Origin of the sequence: Halorubrum zhoui, from assembly GCF_051194155.1 — an archaeon.
GTDB lineage: Archaea > Halobacteriota > Halobacteria > Halobacteriales > Haloferacaceae > Halorubrum.
Genome location: NZ_JBLZNJ010000005.1, coordinates 71224 through 93600 on the forward strand (window position 1 = coordinate 71224; position 22377 = coordinate 93600).

At 69.5% G+C, this 22377-nt stretch carries 23 protein-coding genes; 9 read left to right on the forward strand and 14 right to left on the reverse strand.

What is annotated here, in order from left to right; all coding sequences use genetic code 11:
• Positions 1-84: 84 nt before the first annotated feature.
• The 9 genes from ACNTAO_RS09090 to cheB all read right to left on the reverse strand — a co-directional run bounded on the left by ACNTAO_RS09090 (position 85) and on the right by cheB (position 9984).
• On the reverse strand, positions 85-798 hold the full coding sequence (locus ACNTAO_RS09090) for a phosphoribosyltransferase family protein (RefSeq protein ID WP_435161679.1): 714 nt from the start codon (positions 796-798) through the stop codon (positions 85-87).
• A gap of 73 nt (positions 799-871) precedes the next feature.
• Complete coding sequence (locus tag ACNTAO_RS09095) at positions 872-1714, reverse strand: polyprenyl synthetase family protein (protein WP_435161680.1); 843 nt, start codon at positions 1712-1714, stop codon at positions 872-874.
• 69 nt (positions 1715-1783) lie between these two features.
• Positions 1784-2452: an NADPH-dependent F420 reductase gene (gene npdG / locus ACNTAO_RS09100; protein WP_435161681.1), complete on the reverse strand. Its 669-nt coding sequence runs from the start codon at positions 2450-2452 to the stop codon at positions 1784-1786.
• 83 nt (positions 2453-2535) lie between these two features.
• Positions 2536-3522 carry an ATP-dependent ribose-1-phosphate kinase gene (locus ACNTAO_RS09105; protein WP_435161682.1) on the reverse strand — a complete coding sequence of 329 codons (987 nt, stop codon included), beginning with the start codon at positions 3520-3522 and terminating at the stop codon, positions 2536-2538.
• A 324-nt stretch (positions 3523-3846) separates the two neighbouring features.
• On the reverse strand, positions 3847-4719 hold the full coding sequence (locus ACNTAO_RS09110; RefSeq protein ID WP_435161683.1) for a CheF family chemotaxis protein: 873 nt from the start codon (positions 4717-4719) through the stop codon (positions 3847-3849).
• A complete protein-coding gene (locus ACNTAO_RS09115) occupies positions 4720-5928 on the reverse strand; it encodes a HEAT repeat domain-containing protein (RefSeq protein ID WP_435161684.1) in 1209 nt (402 codons plus the stop codon).
• Positions 5928-6731, reverse strand: coding sequence for a CheR family methyltransferase (locus ACNTAO_RS09120; protein ID WP_435161685.1), 804 nt, complete (start codon positions 6729-6731; stop codon positions 5928-5930). Before ACNTAO_RS09120 ends, ACNTAO_RS09115 begins: the two co-directional genes overlap by 1 nt.
• Positions 6728-8878, reverse strand: coding sequence for an ATP-binding protein (locus ACNTAO_RS09125; protein ID WP_435161686.1), 2151 nt, complete (start codon positions 8876-8878; stop codon positions 6728-6730). Before ACNTAO_RS09125 ends, ACNTAO_RS09120 begins: the two co-directional genes overlap by 4 nt.
• The gene (cheB, locus tag ACNTAO_RS09130) at positions 8878-9984 is read right to left on the reverse strand and encodes a chemotaxis-specific protein-glutamate methyltransferase CheB (RefSeq protein WP_435161687.1); all 1107 of its coding nucleotides are present in this window, start codon (positions 9982-9984) and stop codon (positions 8878-8880) included. The genes ACNTAO_RS09125 and cheB overlap by 1 nt, the downstream gene beginning before the upstream one ends.
• A 102-nt stretch (positions 9985-10086) precedes the next feature.
• On the opposite strand from cheB, the gene ACNTAO_RS09135 reads away from it, so the two are divergent.
• The gene (locus ACNTAO_RS09135) at positions 10087-10548 is read left to right on the forward strand and encodes a chemotaxis protein CheW (RefSeq protein ID WP_435161688.1); all 462 of its coding nucleotides are present in this window, start codon (positions 10087-10089) and stop codon (positions 10546-10548) included.
• A 176-nt stretch (positions 10549-10724) separates the two neighbouring features.
• Positions 10725-11330, forward strand: a complete 606-nt coding sequence (locus tag ACNTAO_RS09140; protein ID WP_435161689.1) for a DUF7504 family protein — start codon at positions 10725-10727, stop codon at positions 11328-11330.
• Between the two features lie 21 nt (positions 11331-11351).
• Here the strand turns inward: ACNTAO_RS09140 and ACNTAO_RS09145 are convergent, their stop codons facing one another.
• Positions 11352-11954, reverse strand: a complete 603-nt coding sequence (locus ACNTAO_RS09145; protein ID WP_435161690.1) for a hypothetical protein — start codon at positions 11952-11954, stop codon at positions 11352-11354.
• Positions 11955-12073: 119 nt separating this feature from the next.
• On the opposite strand from ACNTAO_RS09145, the gene glmM reads away from it, so the two are divergent.
• Entirely contained in the window at positions 12074-13441 is a 1368-nt protein-coding gene (gene glmM / locus ACNTAO_RS09150; protein WP_435161691.1) for a phosphoglucosamine mutase, read from the forward strand.
• Between the two features lie 34 nt (positions 13442-13475).
• Here glmM and ACNTAO_RS09155 read toward each other — a convergent pair whose 3' ends face one another.
• From ACNTAO_RS09155 to ACNTAO_RS09165, 3 genes are all read right to left on the reverse strand, one after another.
• Positions 13476-14186 (reverse strand): Sjogren's syndrome/scleroderma autoantigen 1 family protein, encoded by a 711-nt coding sequence (locus ACNTAO_RS09155; protein WP_435161692.1) that lies wholly within the window; start codon positions 14184-14186, stop codon positions 13476-13478.
• 55 nt (positions 14187-14241) lie between these two features.
• Positions 14242-14667 carry an iron-sulfur cluster assembly scaffold protein gene (locus ACNTAO_RS09160; protein ID WP_435161693.1) on the reverse strand — a complete coding sequence of 142 codons (426 nt, stop codon included), beginning with the start codon at positions 14665-14667 and terminating at the stop codon, positions 14242-14244.
• Between the two features lie 68 nt (positions 14668-14735).
• Positions 14736-16013, reverse strand: coding sequence for an aminotransferase class V-fold PLP-dependent enzyme (locus ACNTAO_RS09165; RefSeq protein ID WP_435161694.1), 1278 nt, complete (start codon positions 16011-16013; stop codon positions 14736-14738).
• A gap of 105 nt (positions 16014-16118) precedes the next feature.
• Between ACNTAO_RS09165 and hemC the strand changes: the two genes are divergently transcribed.
• From hemC to ACNTAO_RS09190, 5 genes are all read left to right on the forward strand, one after another.
• A complete protein-coding gene (hemC, locus tag ACNTAO_RS09170; protein WP_435161695.1) occupies positions 16119-17309 on the forward strand; it encodes a hydroxymethylbilane synthase in 1191 nt (396 codons plus the stop codon).
• On the forward strand, positions 17302-18159 hold the full coding sequence (gene cobA / locus ACNTAO_RS09175; protein WP_435161696.1) for a uroporphyrinogen-III C-methyltransferase: 858 nt from the start codon (positions 17302-17304) through the stop codon (positions 18157-18159). Before hemC ends, cobA begins: the two co-directional genes overlap by 8 nt.
• Positions 18156-18917 carry a uroporphyrinogen-III synthase gene (locus tag ACNTAO_RS09180; RefSeq protein ID WP_435161697.1) on the forward strand — a complete coding sequence of 254 codons (762 nt, stop codon included), beginning with the start codon at positions 18156-18158 and terminating at the stop codon, positions 18915-18917. Before cobA ends, ACNTAO_RS09180 begins: the two co-directional genes overlap by 4 nt.
• Before the next feature lie 242 nt (positions 18918-19159).
• Positions 19160-20212 (forward strand): sodium:calcium antiporter, encoded by a 1053-nt coding sequence (locus tag ACNTAO_RS09185; protein ID WP_435161698.1) that lies wholly within the window; start codon positions 19160-19162, stop codon positions 20210-20212.
• Between the two features lie 91 nt (positions 20213-20303).
• A complete protein-coding gene (locus tag ACNTAO_RS09190) occupies positions 20304-20969 on the forward strand; it encodes a non-canonical purine NTP pyrophosphatase (protein WP_435161808.1) in 666 nt (221 codons plus the stop codon).
• A 45-nt stretch (positions 20970-21014) separates the two neighbouring features.
• Here the strand turns inward: ACNTAO_RS09190 and ACNTAO_RS09195 are convergent, their stop codons facing one another.
• On the reverse strand, positions 21015-21638 hold the full coding sequence (locus ACNTAO_RS09195) for a DUF7384 family protein (protein ID WP_435161699.1): 624 nt from the start codon (positions 21636-21638) through the stop codon (positions 21015-21017).
• Positions 21639-21939: 301 nt separating this feature from the next.
• On the opposite strand from ACNTAO_RS09195, the gene ACNTAO_RS09200 reads away from it, so the two are divergent.
• Complete coding sequence (locus tag ACNTAO_RS09200; RefSeq protein ID WP_435161700.1) at positions 21940-22359, forward strand: DUF7475 family protein; 420 nt, start codon at positions 21940-21942, stop codon at positions 22357-22359.
• Positions 22360-22377 lie beyond the last annotated feature (18 nt).

A 22377-nucleotide genomic window follows, 5' to 3' on the forward strand; every position in this document is an offset into this window, starting at 1 on the left:
TGGTCGAACGTGGATACCGAGACGGGCGTCGTGGCCGACCTCCCGGTCAGGTACGCGCCACTCGGGAAGGCACCCGCCGGCCGGTCACTCGAACGTCGTGAGCGCGCCGACCGGTGCGTCGGTGATCTCACGGGCGCGCGAGAGTCCCTCATCGCCGACCGCGATCAGCGTGAACACGCCAGCGATGTCGGCGTCGGCCTGCAACGCGATGTCCAACAAGAGTTCTTGTGTCTCACCAGAGCGGATCAGGTCGTCGACGACGAGGACGACGTCTCCCGAATTGATGGCGCGCGCAGGAAGGTAGTATGTGAGTTCGATGCCGGAGGCGAGCCGCTGTCGCGACTCGATGAACTCCTCGACGGCGGTTTCTTTCGACTTCTTGGCGTACGCGAGGCGGGCGTCGAAGAACGACGCCATCGCCGCGCCGAGTGAGATCCCGTCGGTGGCGGCGGTCAACACGACGTCCGGCGTGGTGAACGCGAACGACTCGGCCGCGACCGGAGCGACGAGGTCGAGAAACGACTGGTCGAAGACGACACCGGAGTTGTCGACGTAGCCCTCGTCGTCGACGGCGACGCGCGCGACGAGTTCGTCGGCGAGGGCTTCGCGACCCACGTCTGCGACGATGGTTCGAGCGCGCCCCGCACCCGGGAGCACGTGGCCGTTCACGTACCGGTTGAGGTCACCCGGCGGGAGCCCGGTGAGCGACGAGAGCTGCTCGTAGGTCCGCGTCTGCTTTAGCGTCCGCAACACGGCGACCGCCCGCAGCTGGAGGGCCGCCTTCTCTGCGCGGTTCATACCGATGATCGTGATCACACAACTATGAATACAGCGATGTGTCCTGGCGGGTCAGGTCCCCACGGGTGTGGGTTCAGCGCTCGCGGACGACCACGAACTCGGCCAGGTCGCGCAGGTACGCGAGCGCCTCCGTCTCCGGCGGGTCGGCCTGTTCGAGGGCGGCCAGCGCGAGTTCGGACTGTTCGCGCGCCCGCTCGTCGACTTCGGCGGGCGTGAGCGAGGTGACCTGCACGACGCTCGGTCGGTCCATCTCCGCGTCCTGACCGGTTGGCTTGCCGAGGTCTGCGGCGTCCGCGGTCGCGTCCAACACGTCGTCGCGCATCTGGAAGGCGACGCCGACCCGCTCTGCGTACTCGCCGAACGCGTCGATGGCCGCCGGCTCTGCGCCCCCGGCGAGGGCGCCGAGTTCGGCCGCGGCGCGGAACAGCGCGCCGGTCTTTCGGCGGGCCAGCCGCATGTACTCCGCCTCGGTGGACGGACGGGCGGCGAGTTCGGTCGCCTCACCCTCGCCGAGCTCGACCATCGCCTCCGCGACGGTGCGCATCGCGCGGTCGTGACTCGAAAAGAGCGCGAACGCCTCGCCGAGCAGCCCGTCGCTCGTGAGTATCGCCGGACCGTACCCGAACTCGGCCCACGCCGACGGGGTGCCACGCCTGACGTCGGAGCGGTCGATGATGTCGTCTATCACGAGTGAGGCGTTGTGCACGAACTCGATCCCGGCGGCAAAGTCGACGGCGTCGTCGGGGTCGCCGTCGAACGCCTCACAGGCGAGGATCGTCACTGCCGGTCGGACGCGCTTGCCACCGGCGAGGACGACGTGGGCGAGCTCGTCCGACAGCTCGTCGGGCTCGACGTCTCCGATCACCGACTCGAGCTCGTCTTCGACCAGCGCGACCCGGCGCTCCAGGTACTCCATCTACCGTTCTGAAGGGCCGACCGCGCAAAGGCCTGACGGAACGTGACCGCTCGCGAGGGACACGACGAGCTACCGGAACCGTACCCCGAGGTCGCCGACGCCTTCGGTGTTGCTCGCGATGTTGATCATGAGTGGTGTGAGCCCCTCGATCTCGGTCGCGTTCGCGAGTCCGCCGGCGTCGAGGGCGCGAAGCCCATCGATCTCCTCGGCGAGCTCGGCGACGGTGCGTTTGGCCGACTCGTCGTCGCCGACGACGAGCGTGTCGATCCCCAACTCGGCGTCGAGGTCCGCGAGCCGACCGGCCGCGAGGCTGTGGAACGCACCAACGACCGGGACGCCGTCCGGCACCGCGCCGGCGGCGATCTGCGTGACCGAACCCGCACTCGGCTGGTGGTAGTGAACGCCGTCTTCGTCGCGCTTCATCCCGGTGGCCGGCGAGATCACGATGTCGCCCGGGTCTAAGGCATCGGCGACGGACTCCACGGTGTCGCCGACGTGGTACGGCGGGACGGCGAGCACGGCGATCTCGGCACGTGCCGCTGCCGCTGTGTTCTCCATCCCGACGACCGTTCGATCGACGCCGATCGACGCGAGCGTCTCCGTGTACGCCGTCGCACTCGCCGCTGCCTTCGACGCGTCTCGCGAGCCCACGATCACGTCGTGGGCGGTGTCGGCGGCGAATCGGAGCGCGAGTCCCTCACCGATGTCACCCGTACCGCCAAGGAGCGCGATGTCCATACCGGTCGTCGACGTGGAACGGCCTTATCGGTTCCGCGACCGGAGAACCTCGCCGCCCGTACTCGCCCGTCGAAGCGACCGCCTCACTCGAGACGGACCGTCGAGGCGTCCGCGTCGACCACCCGTCGGAGTCGGTCCCACGAGAGCGACGCCCTGGCGGTCACCGTCTCCGCGGCGATCGCTCCACACGCGTTGGCGACGACGAGCGGCGTCCGATAGGCGTCGGGGTCGGCCGGGACCGCCCGGGCTTCGCTCGCCGGATCACCGAGCGTCGCGGCGAGGAACCCGGCGGCGAACGCGTCGCCCGCCCCGGCCGTGTCGACCGCCTCGGCCGGAAATCCCTGGTGGTGGACGGCACCCTCGGGGGTGTGGACCGTCGCCCCGCCGCCACCGTGAGTGATCACGACGACGTGGTCCGTCGGCGCTCGTGGGTCGACGTCGGTCCCAGCCGCGACCGCGTCCGCCTCGCGGTCGTTGACGAAGAGGAGGTCGACGGCAGCGATCGCGTCGTCGTACGCCCGGTCGCCCACGCGCCGACCAGGGTCGAAGCTCCGAGGCGTACCGTGGTCACCCGCCGTCGTCGCCAGCGACGCCGCGGTCTCCGGTCGTTGACCGGTCAGGTGGAGGTGGTCGGCGTCCGCGAGCACCGCGTCGTCGAGGCCGGCCGCAGCGAACGACTCGTTTGCCCCCTCGTTGGCGAGCAGCGACACCGCACCGGCGGCGTCGACGATGACGTACGTGACGGAGGTCTGTGCGTCGGGGTCGACGAGGACGTGACCGGGGTTCACACCCGCGCCTGCGAGCTCACGGAGCGCGACCGCGCCGGACTCGTCGCCGCCGACGCTGCCGAAGACGACCGCATCTCCGCCGAGGCCGACGAGCCCCACGGCGACGTTCGCCGCGCTCCCTCCGCCGGACTGCTCGAGCCGTTCGATCTGCGTCTCGCCGTCGCCCGTCGGCAGCTCGTCGACGTGGATCGTCACGTCCCAGTTCAGGTGACCGGCGGCGACGACCGTCGGTGGGTCGGTAGACAGCGCGCGCTCCAGCCGATCGACCGCGTGCTCACGCATCGTACCGACCGAAGCGCGGCGTCCGCGGTGAGCGCCCGGGGGCCGGACCCACGTCGTGAGTCGACAAGCAGCCGACGAGAGACGATATCATACCGACGGGTCGACCCGACGACACTTAAACGTGGGTCGACGACACCGGGCGCGTCCCGACCCGCCAGCGGCCGCGATGGTACCACACGGCCCTCCGGACCCGACAGCATATATACGACGACGGATCCAGTCGGTCCGTGCGCTGACCATCGACCCGGTCCGGGCGAGGCGGGCGTCCGGCGACCCGGCCGGGAGCACCGCGGCGTCGCCGGCTGTTCGCCACCGTCACTCGGCTCACTGTTCGTTCATCGCCTCGCTGGCGATGTTGCGACCGCGTGCGTTGAGTGACACCTCCTGACGGGTGCGAACGAGTTCGACGATCTCGAGGTCGACGAGCCGGGTGAACGTCTCTTCGACGTCGTCGACCTCGGTCCCGAGGAACGCGGGGATCTCGAACGGCGAGACACCAGAGTACAGCGCCATCAACACCTCCCGGTCGCGACTCGAGAGCTCGACGTTCGCCTCGCTCCTAGCGGTCCCCTTGCGGAGCCACGCCTCGACGAACCGCATCTGTCGTGCGTCTCCGCCGAGATGCGTCTCGACGCTGGTGCCGTCGTCGTCGGTGTGGGCCACCTCGAGTACCGGTCGTTTGCGGTCGGCGACCGTCCGCTCCGTCGCTTCGAGCCCGCTGACGTCGTTGAGGTCGAACCGGACGAAGGCACCGCTCTCGAGCGCAGCGCTCAACCCGTCCTCACTGAGGCCGAGCCGTGCCCGCTCCCAGTCTGCGTCGCTCACCACCCCACCGACGACCGCGGGATGACGGACGAGCGGCGTCGAACCGTCGAGCAGCGCGCGGTAGACGTCGCGCTCGAACGCCTCGTGGTCGGCCGCAGCGACCAACAACACCCGCTCGTCGAGCTCGAAGCTCACGTAGTTCGAGACGCGGGCGATCGTCTGGTTGGCGTCGTGACGGCCGCCGAGCCCGTCGACCCGCGAGAGCGGCACCGTCTGCCGTCCGTCGTTGCCGGCGAGCACGAGTCGCCGGTTGGACAACAACACGCGTCCAGGGGTCCACGCGACGTCGGTCACCGCCCGACCCTCGCGGACGGCGACGGCGAACCGCGCGCGGGTGTCTGCGAGCTTGTACTCGCGGTCCGTGCCCGACATCTACACGCCCCCCGACCGGAGCGCCGTCACCGCCGAGAACGCTCGTTTGCGGACCGCCGGGCTCTCGTCGTCGGTCAGCGCCTCGATCCGTTCGAGCGTCTCACGGCCACCAATTCGCCCAAGAACGAACACCGCGTTCGCCCGCACCGACGCCGGGTACTCGGGATCGAGTCGGTCGAGTAGCCGGTCTTCGACGACTGGGCCGCCGAGCGCGGCGAGACTCGTCGTCGCGAACCGGGCCGTCTGTGCGTCGTCGTCACCGAGCGCCGCAACCAGCGCTTCGACGGCTGCGCTCGCGCGCGGATCGGCTATTCGGCCGAGTATCCACGCCGCGTTTCGACGCTGGCGCGTCTCCTGGCCCGCATCGAGAATCTCGACGAGCGGGTCGACGACGCCGTCGTCGTCTACGTCACGGAGCGTCTCGACGACTTGATCTCTGATCGCGTGGCTCCGTTCCGTCGGCGCGTTCGAGAGTAGTCCGAGCAGCGAGTACACCGCCGCCTCACGCACGACCGGGCTCGGGTCACCGAGTGCGGCCGCGAGCGGCTCGACCGGACGAGCGGTGCTCGCACCACCGAGCGCACCGGCCGCCGTCCGACGGATCGACTCGTCGGCGTCGTCGAGGAGGTCGACGAGGGGGTCGAGCGCGGCGTCGGTCCCGATGCTCCCGAGCGCGTTGGCAGCCGCGCCTCGGACCGGAGGAACGTCCGTGAGCCGGTCGACCAACGCGGGCACGGCGCGGGGGTCGGCGATGGTCCCACACGCTCTACAGGCGCGTCGTCGTACTCGCGCGTCTGGATCGGAAAGCGCACCCGTGACGGCGGACACGACACTCGGGTCGTCGAGTCCGGCGAGCGCGTGCACCGCCGCGATCCGGAGCTCTGGTCTGTCGGCGTCGAGCGCTGCGGCGAGCCGACGCGCGGTGACCCACTCGGCACCCGCGTCGTCGTGTCCAGTGAACGCCGCGAGGAGCTGTTCGACCGCCGCCTCACCGACCGCCGCGAGCGCGTCGACGGCGACCGCACGCGTCGCCTCGTCTGCGTCGTCGGTCGCCACGCGAAGCAGCGCGTCGATGGACGCCTGATCGGTCGCCTCGACGAGTTCCCCGAGGTGCTCGGCCGCACGGCGCCGAACGACCGCACGCTCACTCGCGAGCGCGTCTCTAAGCCGCTCGACGTCGCCCTCGCGGGCGTACTGGTACAGTGACATTAGCGTCTCCGAAACACGCGTCGACGTTTGTCGATCGGGTCGTACTCGTGGGCCAGCTCCGGCGGGACGCTCTCTGTCATCCCGATCGCGAGCACCCCGTCCGGGGCTATCGACGCGCCGAGCGTGTCGAAGAGCGCCGGCTTGTGCTCGGTCGCGATGTAGATGAGCAGGTTCCGACACAGCACGAGGTCGAAGGGCCCGCGTGCCCCCTCACGGATCAGGTCGTGCGTGTCGAACTCGACGAGTCGGCGCGGAGCGCGTCGCACCCGGAAGGCGTCGCCGTCCTGCTCGACGAGTCGGGACGGGTTCGAGAGCGGCGCGAGTTCGGCGGCGACGTCGGTCGTCCGGGTCGTGTGATAGACGCCCTCTCGGGCGACTGCGAGGGCGTCCTCGCTGATGTCCGAGCCGAGGACGGTCACGGCCTGTTCGTCGATCTGTGAGTCGTCACACGCGAGCATGGCGAGCGAGTACGCCTCCCGACCGTCTGCACACGGTGCCGACCAGACGCGGACTCGGCGCTGCTCGGCGGTGAGTTCTCGGAGCACTCTGCGTAGCGCGGTCCAGAGTTCGGGATCACGGAAGAACGCCGTGACGTTGATCGTGAGTGCGTCTAACAGCGCCTCCCGTTCGGTGGCCTCCTCGCGGAGCAGCCGCTCGTACTCTCGGTGTGAGTCGGTGCCGCGTCGCCGCATTCGGGCGGTGATACGGCGGTCGAGGTACGACTCGTTGTAGTACCCCGGCTCGAACGGCACCGAGTCGTCGATCTCTTCTAACACGCCCTCGAAGGCAGATCGGGCAGTCATAGGCTCACCACGTCGAGGATACCCACGACGTTTCCGTCCCCGAGCACGGCGGTCCCGCCGAGTCCCGCGGTTCCAGAGAGCGGCCCGTCGAGCGGCTTCACGACCACCTCTTCTTGATCTAAGACGGCGTCACAGTGAAGTGCGACCCGGCGCGTGTCCGAGCGAATCCGAACGAGCATCCCGTCGGTGTGCACGGCGTCGGCCTCGCCCGACGAGTCGTGCTCGCGTTCGTCGTCGACGCCGCCGTCGGGTGCGGCCGGAGCCGTCGCCGTGTGCAGTGGCCGACCCGCGCTCTCAACTCGGCCATTGGCCGTCTCGAGCCGCTCGGCGAGGCGGACGACCGGGTAGAGGTCGTCGTCGTGTCTGACGACCTCGTCGCCGTGGACGGTCTCGACGCCGTCGGCGGCCGACACCTCCGCTATCGACTTGATCGGGATGCCGTACTCGGTGCCGGCGACGTCGACGAACATCACGGTCACGATGGCGACGGTCACGGGGAGCCGAAAGCGAATCGTGGTGCCGGCGCCAGGCTGGCTCTCGACCGAGACGGAGCCGTCGAGGTCTCGGACGGTGGTGCGGACGACGTCCATGCCGACGCCCCGTCCGGAGACGTCGGTGACGGCGTCGGCCGTCGAGAGCCCCGGGTGGAACACCAAGTCGTACGCCTCCTCGTCGGGCATCGACGCGGCCGTCTCCGCCGAGACGATCCCCTCGTCGACGGCAGTCGTTCGAAGGTGGTCGGCGTCGAGTCCGCCGCCGTCGTCTGCGACCTCGATGACGACGTGGTCGCGCTCACGGTCGGCGGTGAGTCGGATCGATCCGGTCCGGTCTTTACCGGCTGCTGCACGCGCGTCCGGCGGCTCGATGCCGTGGTCGACCGCGTTTCGAAGCACGTGGACGAGCGGGTCGCGCATCTCGGTGAGGATCGTCCGGTCGAGTTCGACGTCGGCCCCCTGGAGCTCGAACGAGACGCGCTTGTCGAGGTCGCGAGCGACGTCACGGACGAGTCGTGGGAACGTGTCCGCGACCTGCGAGAAGGGGATGAGCCGCATGTTCATCGCCGTGTCCTGGAGACTCGCGGCGAGCTTGTCGAGCTCCGCGAGCGCCTCCGCGTCGGCGTCGACGGCCTCGAGTTCTCGATGAAGCTTGATCCGGCTCGTCACGAGCTGTTCGACCAGTCCGTACAGCTCGTCGACCTGGTCGACGCCAACTCGGATGGACGTGATCTCGTCGGGGTCCGGGGCTGCCGGGGTCTCGGCGGGCGCGTCGTCCTCGCTTTCGCTCCCTCCGGCGGCGTCGACGGACGGGCCGTCGCTCGGCGTGGTCGGCCCTCCGGAGACGCTTGGATCCTCAGGGACGCCAGCGTCGTCGACTGCCGCGACCTGTGGAAGCGTCTCGAGTTCGGCGGCGATCCGGCTCGCGTCGGCATCGGCGACGAAGACGTCGAAGCCGTCGTCGTACTCGCCGTCTTCGAGGGCCGAGGGCGCCGGATCCGTCGCGTACGCGTCAGAGGCGTCGGCGAGCGCGCGAAGCACGAGCGACGCGTCGACGCCCGGCATCGAGGACGTCGCGGTCCTCACCGTGAGGCAGGCCGGCTCGTCGAGTCCGGCCGAAACGAGGCCGTCCGCGTCGCCGTCGACGAGATCGGTGGATGCGAGCGTATCGCCGGAGACGTCGACGGTCGCCTCGTCGCCGGGAGCGTCCGTGGTCTCCTCGTCGTCGGGCGGATCCGCGGTCGCCTCGTCGCCGGAAACGTCGGCGGTCGCCTCGTCGTCTGTCGACCGTGCGCGTCGCAACCGTGCGGCGATCGGCGTCGGGTCGGTCGTCACCGCGCCGTCGTCACGGATCTCTCCGAGCAACGCCTCGACCGCGTCGACGCCCTCGAACAGTAGGTCCATGAGCTCGGGTGTCACCGCCCGCTCGCCGGCACGCACGGCGTCGAGGAGGTCCTCGAGGGCGTGGCCGAGCGACGAAACGTCGTCGTAGCCCATGGCGGCCGCGTTCCCCTTGAGCGTGTGTGCGACGCGGAAGACGTCGTCCATCGCGGCCGCATCCGTCGGGTCCGACTCGAGTGCCAAGAGCGCGTTGTTGAGCGCCGTGATGCCGTCGTCGGCCTCGGCGAGGAAGGCGTCGCGGTGGGGGTCCATCAGGCGACACCTCCGAAGATGGCGTCGGCGACGTCGTCGAGGTCGCGGACGTCGTCGACGGCACCGGTCTCGACGGCACGCTTCGGCATCCCGTACACGACGCAGCTGTCCCGACTCTGTGCGATCGTGTGGGCCCCGGCGGCCGCCATCGCCCGAATTCCGGCGGCGCCGTCGTCACCCATCCCGGTGAGAACGACCCCGACGAGCGGGTCGTCGACCGCGGCGGCGGCCGTCCGCATCGTGACGTCGACCGCCGGCGTGACCCCCGTGTCGGCCGGCTCACGAAGTCGCACGCGGAGGCGTCCGGCCCGGTAGCTGTCGACGACGAGGTGTGCGCTCCCGGGCGCGACGAGCGCCTCACCAGCCCCGATGCGGTCGCCGTCGCCTGCCTCGTGCACCTCGTAGGCACAGGCCTCGTCGAGCCGCGTCGCGAACCGGGCGGTGAAGCCGGCCGGCATGTGCTGGACGACGAGCACCCGGCAGTCGGCCGCGGGGAGCGCGGCGAGCACCCGCTCGACGGCCTTCGGGCCGCCGGTCGACGCGCCGACGACGACGGTCAGGGGCGCGTCGAGGTCCTCGGGAGACGAGCCGGGCTTCGTCGAGGGCGGCCGAGGTGTCGAGTCGTCGGTGGCGTCTGCAGCCGGCGGCCGAGACGCCGTCGACATCGCGTCGAGGTCGGCCGTCGCGACGGACCGAACCGCGGCCGCCAGCCGGTCGGCGTCCCGTGAGACGCCCGCAGAGACCTCACCGCCGGGCTTCGTGAAGACGTCGACGGCACCGCGTTCGAGCGCCTCGAACGTCGCGTCCGTCCCGTCTGCGGTGTGTGCAGACAACATCAGGATCGGCGTCGGGACCGTCGCCATCACGCGTTCGACCGCTTCGATACCACCTACTCCGGGCATCTCGACGTCCATCGTAACCACGTCGGGTCGGGTCGTCTCGATCACGGAGAGCGCCGCGGCTCCGTCGCCGGCCTCGCCGACGACGGCGACCCCGGCGTCGGTGAGGATGTCGCCGATCAGCTGACGCATGAACGGCGAGTCGTCGACGACGACGACGCGCGGTGCGTCAGCGGACGTGGAGCGCCGGTCCGTCGATCTGCTCATAGACGGTGTCGCGCCGGGGCCGGGCATAAACCCACGCCCACGAGAATCAGGCGTGATAATTCGGGAGGCACCGTTATGTGGTGGGTCGACGCGAACGGAGGTATGGACGCTACAGACGACGTCGACGAGGAGCCGACGAAGGTGCTCGAGTTCGCGCTCGGCGACGAGACCTACTGTTTAGACATCGGCGTCATCGACGAGATCGTCGACGCCGGCGACCTGACTCGCGTCCCGAACGCGCCGCCACACGTGGAGGGGGTGATGGACCTTCGAGGCCGAACGACGACCATCGTCGACCCGAAGACGCTGTTTTCGATCGACGCGACGGGGACACGGGAGCGCATCGTCGTCTTCGACGACGAGCAGGTACGAGCGGGCGGCACCGTGGGCTGGATCGTCGACGAGGTGTTCCAGGTCAGAGACGTCGAGCCAGCAGCCGTCGACGACGGGACCGCGGCCGACGATCCTGGCGTCCACGGGATCGTCACTGCCGACGACCGATTCGTCGTCTGGGTCACACCGAGCGTCACCGCCGAGACGACCGACGTGGCGACGCCGACGTGAGCGTGGCCGTCACCGTCGAGGCCGCCACCGCGGTGCCGGCGGCGCTGCCCGCGGTGCCGATCGTCGGGCGTGCCGCGACGGTTCGACCATGCCCCGGGGCGGCACGCGTCGACGCCCACGTCGGAGCGACGAGCGGTCTCGGAACGGTTTTACCCGGGACGCCTGAAGTGTAACCCATGGATACGGTTCCCGACGCTGTCGCCGCGGCCGACAGCGTGCTCGTCAGCGGGCCACCGATGAGCGGGAAGTACGACCTGTGCGTTCGACTGCTGGCCCGGTGGGCCGACGCGCCGATCCTCGTCTCGACCGGACGCACCGCAGAGACGGTTCGAGACGACTACGAGCGACTGACCGGGCGGTCGCCGGACGACCTCGTCGTCGTCGACTGTCAGAGCAGCCAACAAGGTACTGACGGCGACGACACCGCGACGACGAAGTACGTGAAGAACCCGGGCGATCTCACCGCCATCGGTGTCAAGTTCACCGACGTCGTCGAGTCCTCCGCGGGCACCGACCGTGCGGTCGGCGTCTACTCGCTCTCCGAACTCCTCCAGTACTGGGACCCGGACCGGATCTACCAGTTCACCCGCGTGTTGGCCTCACAGGCCTCCGGGCAGGGATGGCCGTTCGTCGGCGTCGTCGGCTCGACGGCGCACGACGAACGGGTCGTCCACACGCTGTACGAGCCGTTCGAGACCGTCGTCGAGACGCGCGTCGACGACGACCGCGAGTTTCGCGTCCGCGACCGACTCGGGGAGCCATCGCCGTGGACGCCACTTTGAGCCGGAGTGAGCACCGTTCGCTCACCCGATAAGATCGAACTCGACGGCAACGGACGGTGACGCCGGGAGTCCCCAGTAGACGAACCGGTGTGACCCGGGCCCCAGCGGCGGACAGACGTCGACGGCCTCGCCGGGGCTGGCGGCCGCGATGCCCGCTTCGGTGAGCTCGAACGACCAGCTGTACGTGTCGCCCCCCGCGAGCGTCTGGGGGTCACCGGCGAGGTCAGGGGCCGTCTCGGCCGTCGTGCCGCGCACGTCGCGCCACCCGGCCGCGGTCTCGCGCTGTATTGCGTACGCGTGTTCGCCACGGGTGGTCGCCGGCTGGTCGCCGGCGTTTCGGAGCACGAGCCGGAGCGACTGGCCGTACGTCTCTGCGGTCCCCTCCGTGGCGAGTTCGAGGCTCGTCGACGACGTCTCCACCGTGCGCGTCACGATCGAGTCGCCGACCGGCGGCGAGAGCCGGACGAAGTCGTCGTCGGCACACGACAGCGTCGCCGGCGTGCCCGTCGGGCCCTGTGGACCGTCTCCGGCGGCGGTGTCGAGACAGCCTGCAACGCCGCCGAGCACGGCCGTCGAGAGGGTCACGCCGACCGTAGACAGGAGCTCGCGTCGGTGTCGAGTCACACGTACCGTACGACGTGGACCGGCTTGAACCCGACGAGTGTACGGCGACCGTCGACCGGAGCCGACACCGAGGCGAGTCGTTCGGAACCGATTTCCCGTCCGGCAGCACATGCTCGCGTATGGAGCTGTTCGGATCCAGCGGCATTCGCGGGGTCGCGCTCCGGTACCTGACGCCGGAGCTCGTCCTCGACATCGCGAAGGCGGCCGGGTCGGTGTGGGGAGCCGACCGCGTGGCCGTCGCCCGCGACACCCGCACCACGGGGGAGCTGTTCGCGAACGCGGCCGCGAGCGGCCTCGCGGCCGTCGGCTGTGATGTCGACCGGCTCGGCGTGGTCCCGACCCCTGCTGTCGGGCAGTACTGTGAGGCAACGGCGCGCCCCTGTGTTCTCGTGACGGCCTCACACAACCCGCCGCAGTTCAACGGCGTGAAACTCGTGGGGGCCGACGGCGTCGAGCTCTCCGTCGACGTCTTAGAGCGCGTCGAACGGCGGGTGCTCGACGACGACTACGCCACGGCGGAGTGGGAGGCCGCCGGGAGCGAGCGCCACGTCGACGGGGTGAAAGACGGCTACGTCGACCAGCTCGTTGACGCGGTCGACGGTGATGCGATCGCCGACGCGGCCCTCTCCGTGGTCGTGGACCCCGGTCACGGCGCGGCCTCGGCGACCTCGCCGCGGGTCTACCGCGAACTCGGGTGTGCAGTACGAACGGTGAACGCGACCCCAGACGGGCACTTTCCGGGGCGGGAGTCGGAGCCAGTTCCAGCCAACCTCACCGCGCTCTCGCGGCTGGTGGCGACCACCGACGCCGATGTCGGGATCGCCCACGACGGAGACGCCGACCGAGCCGTCTTCGTCGACGAGACTGGTGCGGTCGTCGACGGGGACACCTCGTTCGCGGCGCTCGCCGACGACACGCTCACGCCCGGCGACGCCGTCGTCAGCGCGGTCAACGTCTCACAGCGGCTGGTCGACGTCTGTACGGCCAACGACGCCGACCTCGAGTTGACACCGATCGGTGCGACGAACATCATCACGCGTACGCGTGAACTCGACGATCAAGACGTGCACGTTCCCATCGCCGGCGAGGGAAACGGCGGGGTGTTCTTTCCTCCGTACCGGCTCTCACGAGACGGCGCCTACATCGGGGCGCGCTTCCTCGAGCTGCTCGCCGGGGCCGGTGGCGCCAGCGTCAGCGAGGTGCTCGCTCCGTACACCGACTACCACTTCGTCCGGGTCAACGTGTCGTACGACGACGCCGCCGAGCGCGACGAGATGCTCGCGGCCGCCCGGGCCTTCGTCGAGGCCGCGGACGCGACGCCGAACACCACGGATGGATACCGGCTCGACTACGGCGACGCTTGGGTCCTCGTGCGACCCTCCGGGACCGAGCCGAAGATCCGGATCTACGCGGAGTCGAGCGACGCCGACCGCGCCGAGACGCTCGCTGCGGAGATGGAACGCGCGGTCGAGAGTGGTCGAGCGTGATCGTCGGAGCCTGACGTATCCGTGCGAACTCGTCTCAGCGGTCGAGCGCCGCGAGCGTCTCTGCTGCTTCTCTCGCCGCAGCGAGCCGCTCGCGGGCCCGCCGAGGGTCGTCGGTTTCGGCCGCAGCCTGGGCGAACCGCGTCAGCGTCTCGACGACGGCGTCGCGGGCGGCCGTCACGTCGCCGACGTCCGCGCTCGCCCGTCGAGCCCCGGCACCGCTGGCCGGTGGTGTGACGGCCGCGTCGGATTCGGGTGGGGTGGACTCCGGTTCTGCTTCCGCGACGTGTGATGTGGGAGCCGTCGGCTCGCCTGTGGCGGCGCCGTCTTCCGTGGCCTCGGAGACGGCACCGGAGACTGGAGACTCGGCGTCGGCCGGGGTAGTGACGTCCGCGTCTCTCGTCGTCGTCGCGCTCCCGGTTGCGTCGTTTTCGGCGGTCCCCGCCGCGTCGGTGGTACTCTCGCCTGCGTCGCTCTCGGCGGTGCCCGTCGCGTCGTCGTCTGCGGCCGCCGGCGTCTCGACGGGGACCTCGTAGCCGTCCTCGGTCGCGTGACACGTCGGACAGAACTCGTGGCCCTCGTGACGGAAGATCGGGTCACCGCACGTCTCACAGTGGCGATTGGTCATCGTGGCGCCCTGCAGGAGTAGCTCGGAGAGCCGCTGGGTGTGTTCGCGTTTTCGTTCGTCCTCGGCGAACTTCTTCCGGAGCTTCTCGCGTTCGGCCTCCTTGTCGAACTCGTCGCTCATGAGCGACCGGACGGGGCTCACGAGCAAAAGCTCGGCGGGGTCGGCCGACCGGCGCTCACTCCTCGGTGATGGTTCGTTCGGCGTCGGGGTCGAGTTCGCCCGCGTGGATCTTCGCGCCGTCTTGGGCCACCTGTCGGCCGAGCACGGCACACTTGATCCGCATCGGGGAGACGTCGACTCCGAGCAGATCGGTGACGTCGTCGGTGTCGAGCCCGTCCAACTCGTCGGTCGTCATCCCGTGCAGCTCCTCAGAGAGCATACTCGCGGCTGCCATCGAGATCGCACAGCCGTCGCCGGTGAACCGGACCGCCGCTATCGTCTCGCCGTCGTCTGCGAGGTCGACCTCCATCTGGATCGTGTCGCCACAGGAGGGGTTCTCGCCGACGTGGGTGAAGTCTGGGTCCTCGAGTTCTCCGTAGTTTCGGGGGTTCTTGTAGTGGTCGAGGATCTGCTGCCGGTACATGTCCGAGCCAAGTCCCATTGCTGTCCGAGCTAGGCCTGTCGCCGGCAAAAGCGTTCCGTCGAGTGAGAGTCGACCGCGTCAGCGACTCACGCGAAGAGGTCGCGAGCCGCGGTGACCGCCTCGACGAGCGCGTCGACCTCCTCGACGGTGTTGTAGACGTAAAACGAGGCGCGCACGGAGGCGGCCACGCCGAGTTTGTCGTGCAGCGGCTGGGTACAGTGGTCGCCCGCGCGGACGGCGACGCCGTAGTCGTTGAGGATACTCGAGAGGTCGTGCGCGTGGACCCCGTCGACGTTGAACGCGACGAGCCCGCCGCGCTCGTCGCCGCCGGGACCGTAGATCTCGACGCCGTCGAGGTCGCTCAGTTGTTCGTGTGCGTACTCAGCGAGCAGCTCCTCGTGCGCTTCGATTCGCTCGAGACCGATCGACTCGAGGTAGTCGATCGCAGCTGCGAGGCCGATCCCTTGGGCGATCGAGGGCGTCCCAGCCTCGAACTTCCACGGCAGGTCCTCCCACGTCGACTCCTCGAAGGTCACCTTCCGGATCATCTCGCCGCCGTAGAGGTACGGCTGCATCGACTCGAGCAGCGCCTGTCGACCGTAGAGCACGCCGATGCCGGTGGGGCCACACATCTTGTGCCCCGAGAACGCGAAGAAGTCGACGTCGAGGTCGACGACGTCGACCGGGCGATTCGGCACCGACTGCGCGCCGTCAGCGAAGATGAGTCCGTCGTGTGCGTGGGTCATCGACGCGAGCTCGCGGATCGGGTTCACCGTCCCGAGCGTGTTCGAGATGTGGACGACGGACACCATGGCGGTGTCGTCGTCGATCTTCGCCGCCGCGTCGTCCATGTCGAGGGTGCCGTCGGCTTCGACCTCGATGTAGCGGACGTCCGCGCCGGTGCGCGCGCCTATCTGCTGCCAGGTGACGAGCGAGGCGTGGTGTTCCATCTCGGTGAGCACCACGTTGTCCTCGGGTCCGAGCGTCTCGAGTCCCCACGCGTACGCGACGAGGTTCATCGCCTCGGTCGTGTTCTTCGTGAATATCACCTCTTCGCGGCCCGCAGCGCCGATGAAGTCGGCGACGGTGTCGTGGGCATCCTCGTAGGCCACCGACGCCTCTTGGCTCAGCTGGTGGATGCCGCGGTGAACGTTGCTGTTGTAGGTGCGGTAGTAGTCCGCGATCGTTTCGACGACCGGATCGGGCGTATGCGAGGTCGCCGCGTTGTCGAGGTAGACGAGGTCGACGTCGTCGTCGGGCCCCTCGCCCGGAGTCGTCGGGTCACCCCCGACCGATCGCTCGAGGATCGGAAAATCCGCGCGGAGGGCTGCCACGTCGAACGGATACTGTTCGGGTGCTTCCATTGTCGACATAACGGGCTCTACCACTAACACACCTTCGGTCCGGACGGTGAGCGCGACGGCGCGGGAACTGGTGCGTTTTTGAACGCCGAGCGTCTCCGTGGAGGTATGACCGAAACGCTCACGCTCGCGACCCGGGGCTCTGCGCTCGCGCTCCGGCAGGCCGCGACCGTTCGCGACGCGCTTTCGACCCGCCGTCGCGACGTCGAGATCCGCCGGGTCGAAACCCGCGGCGACCAGATCCCAGACGAGCTGATCCATCAGCTCGGGCGGATCGGGGCGTTCGTCCACGCCCTCGACGAGGAGGTGCGCGCCGGCGACGCCGACCTCGCTGTCCACTCGATGAAAGACGTCCCGACGGAGGGGCTCGACGAGCTCGTCGTCGCCGGCGTCCCCGAACGAGCGGCCGCTGGCGACGTCCTCGTCCACCCAGACGGGGCCGCACTCGCCGACCTCCCAGCGGGCGCGGTGGTCGGGACGGGGTCGCTCAGGCGCACCGCACAGATCGAAGCCGCTCGGCCCGACCTCACGGTCGAGCCGATCCGCGGAAACGTCGACACCCGTCTCGAGAAGCTACTTGCGCCCGGGCTGCAGGCCGAACACGAGCGACGACTGATCGCCGCCGGCACGCTTGAGGAAGCCCCCGAAACTGACGGGGACGGCACCGACGACTCCTCAGACGAGGTGTCCTTCGAGCAGACCGTCGACGAGTGGTTCGACGCGCGCTCCGAGCTGGAGCGCGCGGCGATGGAGCGGCGCGTCGAGACCGCGTACGACGCGCTCGTGCTGGCAGAGGCCGGCCTTCGCCGGGCCGACCTCTACGACGCGGACCGAACGACTCGACTCCCGCGAGACGAGTTCGTTCCGGCGGCCGGGCAGGGGACGATCGCGGTGACCGCGACGGACCCAGACGTGATCGAGGCGGTTCGGTCGGCGGTCGACCACCCACGGACGCGCGTCTCGACGACGGTTGAGCGGACGATCCTCGCCGAACTCAACGGCGGGTGTATCGCGCCGATCGGCGTCTCGGCGCGGGTGCAAGGCGAACGCGTCCACACCCGCGTACGAGTGCTCTCGACCGACGGCACCGAGGAGGTGGCGGAAACGCGTGAGCTACCGATCCAGTCGCACGCGAGCGCAGCCGCGGCCTTCGCGGCCGACCTCGCCGATCGCGGCGCGAGCGACCTGATCGCGGCTGCACGCGCCGCGGCCGACGCGGAGCCCGCGAAAGGAGAGACGGCAGACGGCGAGCAGCACGACGACGGTGGGAGCCGACCCGAGGAGAGTGCCGATGTCTGAGCCGGCGTCGGCCACCGAGACGGCCGAGGAGGGAGTCGTGTACCTCGTCGGGTCGGGCCCGGGCGATCCCGACCTACTCACCGTGAAGGCGGCGCGGCTGATCGAGACGGCCGACGTCGTCCTCCACGACAAGCTGCCGGGGCCGGCGATCCTCGAGCGCATCCCCGAGGCGAGACGCGAGGACGTCGGCAAGCGCGCCGGCGGCGAGTGGACGCCACAGGAGTACACGAACCGGCGGCTCGTCGAGCTGGCGCGCGAGAAACAACGCGTCGTGCGGCTGAAAGGCGGCGACCCGTTCGTCTTCGGCCGCGGCGGCGAGGAGGCCGAGCACCTCGCCGACGCCGGGATCCCATTCGAGATCGTTCCGGGGGTCACCTCCGCGATCGCCGGCCCCGCGGTCGCCGGCATCCCCGTCACCCACCGCGAGTACACCTCGTCGGTCTCGTTCGTCACCGGCCACGAGGACCCGACGAAAGACGAGTCGGCCGTCGACTGGGAGGCGCTCGCGGCCACCGGCGGGACGATCGTCGTGTTGATGGGCGTCGGCAAGCTCCCGGCGTACGTGGCCGAACTACGGAACGCCGGGCTCGCTGCCGACACCCCGGTCGCCCTCGTCGAGCGCGCGACCTGGCCCGGGATGGCCGTCGCGACGGGGACGCTCGAGACGATCGTCGACGTGCGCGATACGGCCGGGATCGAGCCGCCGGCGATCACCGTGATCGGCGCGGTCGCCGCGACCCGCGACCGCGTCGTCGACTTCCTCCAGAACCGATACGACACGGACTCGACGGGAGACGACGCAGGAACGTCGAGCAGCGAACCGACCGGCGGCGACGGTGAGCCGTCGTGAGCGACGACGCCTCCCCGGTGGTCGCCGTGTTCCGACCCGCAGACGAACGCATCGACCGAGCCGCCGACTTCCTCGAGTCGCTCGGAGCGACGCCCCTTCCGGACCCGATGCTCGCCGTCGACCCGACGGGCGCGACACCCGCGGACGCTCCCATCGTCGTCTTCACGAGCAAGACGGGCGTCGAACTCGCCGCGGAAGCCGGATGGAACCCGGGCGGGCGGACCCTCGTCGCTATCGGCCCGGCGACCGCCGCGGCGGCGCGTGCGGCCGGGTGGTCGGTCGACGTCGTGCCCGAGGAGTACACCTCTGCGGGTCTCGTGTCGGCGCTTCGGGGACGCGTCGAGGGCGAACACGTGAGCGTGGCTCGCTCGGATCACGGAAGTGCGGTCCTCCTCGAAGGGCTCGCCGACGCGGGCGCTCGGGTGACGGAGACGGTTTTGTACCGGCTTCAGCGCCCGGCAGCCGCCGGCGAGTCGGCCGAACTGGCCGCCGCCGGCGACCTCGACGGGCTGGCGTTCACCTCCTCGCTCACCGTCGAGCACTTTCTCGCGGCCGCCACGGACCGGGGCGTGCGCGAGGAGGCGGTGGCAGGGGCGACCGACGCCGTCGTCGGCGCGATCGGCCCGCCGACGGCAGCGACGGCGGCCGACTGTGGCCTCACGGCCGACGTCGTTCCCGAGGCCGCCGACTTCGAGGCGCTCGCGACACGGGTCGTCGAGGCCGCAACCGAGCGGGCGGCCGGACCGGACGGGGGCTGACTCGGACGGAACGATCGTCAGAGTAGTTCCATTCGCAGGCGGTGAAGAACCGGTCGCGTCTCGCCGTGCGGTCGCGACTGGGAAGCCACTCGTTGCTGGTATTGCAGCGATGGTCGACCGCCGAATCGACTCTCTTCGGCTGTACGACGGCATCTCGTCAGGGACCCAGGACTGAACTGTACGAGGGCCGGGGTGTTTTGCCCTCCGAAAGTCCTAATCGACCCCGGAGATAGAAGCGTGACGTGACCCTCGTTCAGGAACTCATCGGCGACCAGTCGCTCGCCGTGTGGATCGTGTTGGGTACGATTGGGTTCCTGTTGACCTGGGGAGGCGCAAACATCGTCGAGTCGACGACCTCAAAGATCAGCGACCACTTCGGCGTCTCTCAAGCCATCCAGGGTGGACTCATCGTCGCGGCCGCGACGTCGTTCCCTGAGCTTGCGATTATCATCATCTCGGTGCTTGTGCTCGGCGATTTTGGCGTCGGTGCCGGCGCACTCATCGGGACGGCGGTGTTCAATATTCTCGTCATTCCGAGTGCCGTCACGATCACGAGCGGCGACACGACGACGACACAGGGGATCGTCTACCGCGACGCCATCTTCTACACGGTCGCCGTTCTCGGCCTGTTCGGCGTGATCGCGCTCGGTGTCCTCGGAACTGACGGACAACAACGCGCGCAGATCACCCCACAGATGGGTGTCGGCCTGCTCGTGTTGTACGGCGTGTACGTCGTCTTACTGGTCGGCGGCAAAAGCGGCACGTCAGACCGGAAGCGGACGGCGTCGACGAACGTTCCAAAACAGGTGGGACTGTTCGCGGCCGGGTTACTCATCGTGCTCGCCGGCGTCGAGTCGATGGTCGGGATGACGGTGCAGATCGCAGACGCGCTCAGCGCGCCCCCGTTCCTGATATCCGTGACCGTGCTGTCAGCGATGAGCTCGTTTCCCGACCTGCTCGTCGGCGTGAAGATGGGCGAGGCCGGCGACCAGCGGGCGGCGGTCGCGAACGTCTTCGGAACGAACACGTTCAATCTCGTCGCGGCACTCCCTATCGGCGTCATCCTCGCCGGCGGCGTCTCCATCGGCTTTCTCACGTCCGTGCCGTTGCTGTTGTTTTTGTTCTACACCACGCTCGTCGTCGTGGTCTTAGCTGCGACGGACTTCGAACTCACCACCGAAGAGGGCTACGTCTTCCTCGCGATGTACGTCGCGTTTCTCGGGTGGATGACGACCGAGGCACTCGGAGTTACCACGCTGTTGACTGAGGAGACGCTCCGGACGATCGTCGAGTGACGGAGTTGCGCGGCGTGTGCCGTACCCGACGATCCATGCTATCGTCGACGGCGACCGACGGCTATTCGTCGACGGCGGCCCCAGCGACGACATGCTCAGGTACGTGACGACGAACGCCGGGAAGGTCCGTGAGGCGGAGACGTACCTCGCGGACGGGACGGTGCGCCAGCTCGATTTCGACTACACGGAGATACAGGCCGACTCGCTCGCGCCGATCGCGGCACGTGGGGCCCGAGAGGCGTACCGCGAGGCGGGCGGTCCCGTCCTCGTCGACGACGCGGGACTCTTTATCGAGGCGCTCGACGGCTTCCCCGGTCCCTACTCGTCGTACATCGAGAACACGCTCGGGATCGACCGGGTGTGGGAGGTCGCCCGCGATCTCGAGAACCGACGCGCCGCGTTTCGGTGTACGCTCGCGTACTGTGATGGGGACGACTTCGCCGCCACGCCGGACCCGATAGACCGCGGCGACCGAAGCGCGGCCGCGGCTGCCGGGCCGACGCGGGACACGGACGGGACGTCGGCGGCGGGGTCAACCGAGCCCGCGCCGGCGACTGACGGTCTGCCGGTCAAACTGTTCCAGGGTGCCGTTCCGGGCCGGATCGTCGCCCCGCGCGGCGACGGGGGGTTCGGCTACGACCCGATCTTCGAACACGACGGTGAGACGCTCGCAGAGATGTCGACGGCCGCGAAAAACGCCGTCTCACACCGCGGCCGCGCACTCGAAACGTTCGCCGAGTGGTACGCGGATCGATGAGGCGGTGGGCTGGCAGGCCGAGACCTGTGGTCCGGCTCGCACAGCTCACCACGAACGGGGATCCCGGTCTGGACCCGAGTACGAGCCGTCGGCGACCTCGGGGTAGAGCCGTGCGGGCGAGAACACCGTCTCGAACGCGCGTGGCTCACGAACGCTCACCGGCAGACGGTCACGGAGGCCGGCGGCTGCGTGCGGGCCGGTGAGGGCAGCGTCGAGCGAGATAACCTGCATCGCGCCGCCGCGGTACGCCGACGACAGCGCGGGGTGGTCCCCGGGGGGGTGTGAGACGGGCGTCCGCCAGCGGTCGACCTGCGCCCGCCAGTCGCGTGCGAGCCCTGGGTCGGCGAGGGCCGCGACGACCACTTCGAGGTCGTCTACCAGCGGGTCGCTGGCGACGAGCGTCGTCCACGAGTGGCTCCGGAGCAGGTCGAGCGCGGCCCGCGCGTGGCCGTCGACGAAGAGGTCCGCCGCCAGCACGTCGGCGTCGGCGACGACCCGCGCGGGGCTCGGGTCGCCGTCGAACTGGTCGTACTGCGTGGCGTCGGCCGTGTCTGGCGCGTCCGGACGGGACGGGTCGGTCCGTTCCTCGGCGAGGGTTCGGCGGATCGCCTCGGTGTCGACGGCCGGATAGTCGGCTACTGCTCGCGTAAAGAGGTCCGCGAAACTCACGTGCGGTAGTTCACGGCCACACATATCGGCGTTCCGGCGCGCGAACGATCGAGCGTCGGGACACGAACGGCCGAGCGTCGGCACGCGAACCGACGGGCGCCGGCGCGAGAGCCGGTCGCGCGCGGCGCGCGCACGTCTGACGCGAGTATAAGTCGACGTGGAGCGTCTATCGCTGTAGGCGCGTCGCTCGGGTCGACACCGGAGCGGGGTGCCGATTCCCCCGGTATTTCTGCGGGCGTCCGGTCGACACGTCGTGGGTCGGCGGCCAAAGGTCGATGTGTGTCGAGCGTCTACACGACACATGGCAGGGTCACAGCAGGCGCCTACGACGGCGGGTCGAGCCGGGGCGCTCGGTCGGACACACTGGATCGGTATCGTCGCGGCCCTCGTGAGCGCGCTCGTCCACCTCATGTTGGGTGGGCAGTTTCTCCTCTCGGGGCTCGAGACCGGGGCGACGGTGTCGCTGGTGATGGGGGCGTCGTTTCTCGTCGCGGCCGCCGGGTTCGTCGGCGGGGTGTGGCTCGTCGTGGTCGACCGGTTTCGACCGACGGTGTACCTCCTCGGGATCCCGTTCACTGCCGGCCAGATCGCGTTGTGGTACGCGCTCAACAGTCCTGGACTCCCCGCCCCGCCAGCAGTGACGCCGACCTCGGGAGTCGACAAACTCGCACAGGTCGTGTTGATCGGTGCACTCGCCGTGTTGTACCGTCGCGAGTCGTAGCGGCGCTCCGTGAGTCGT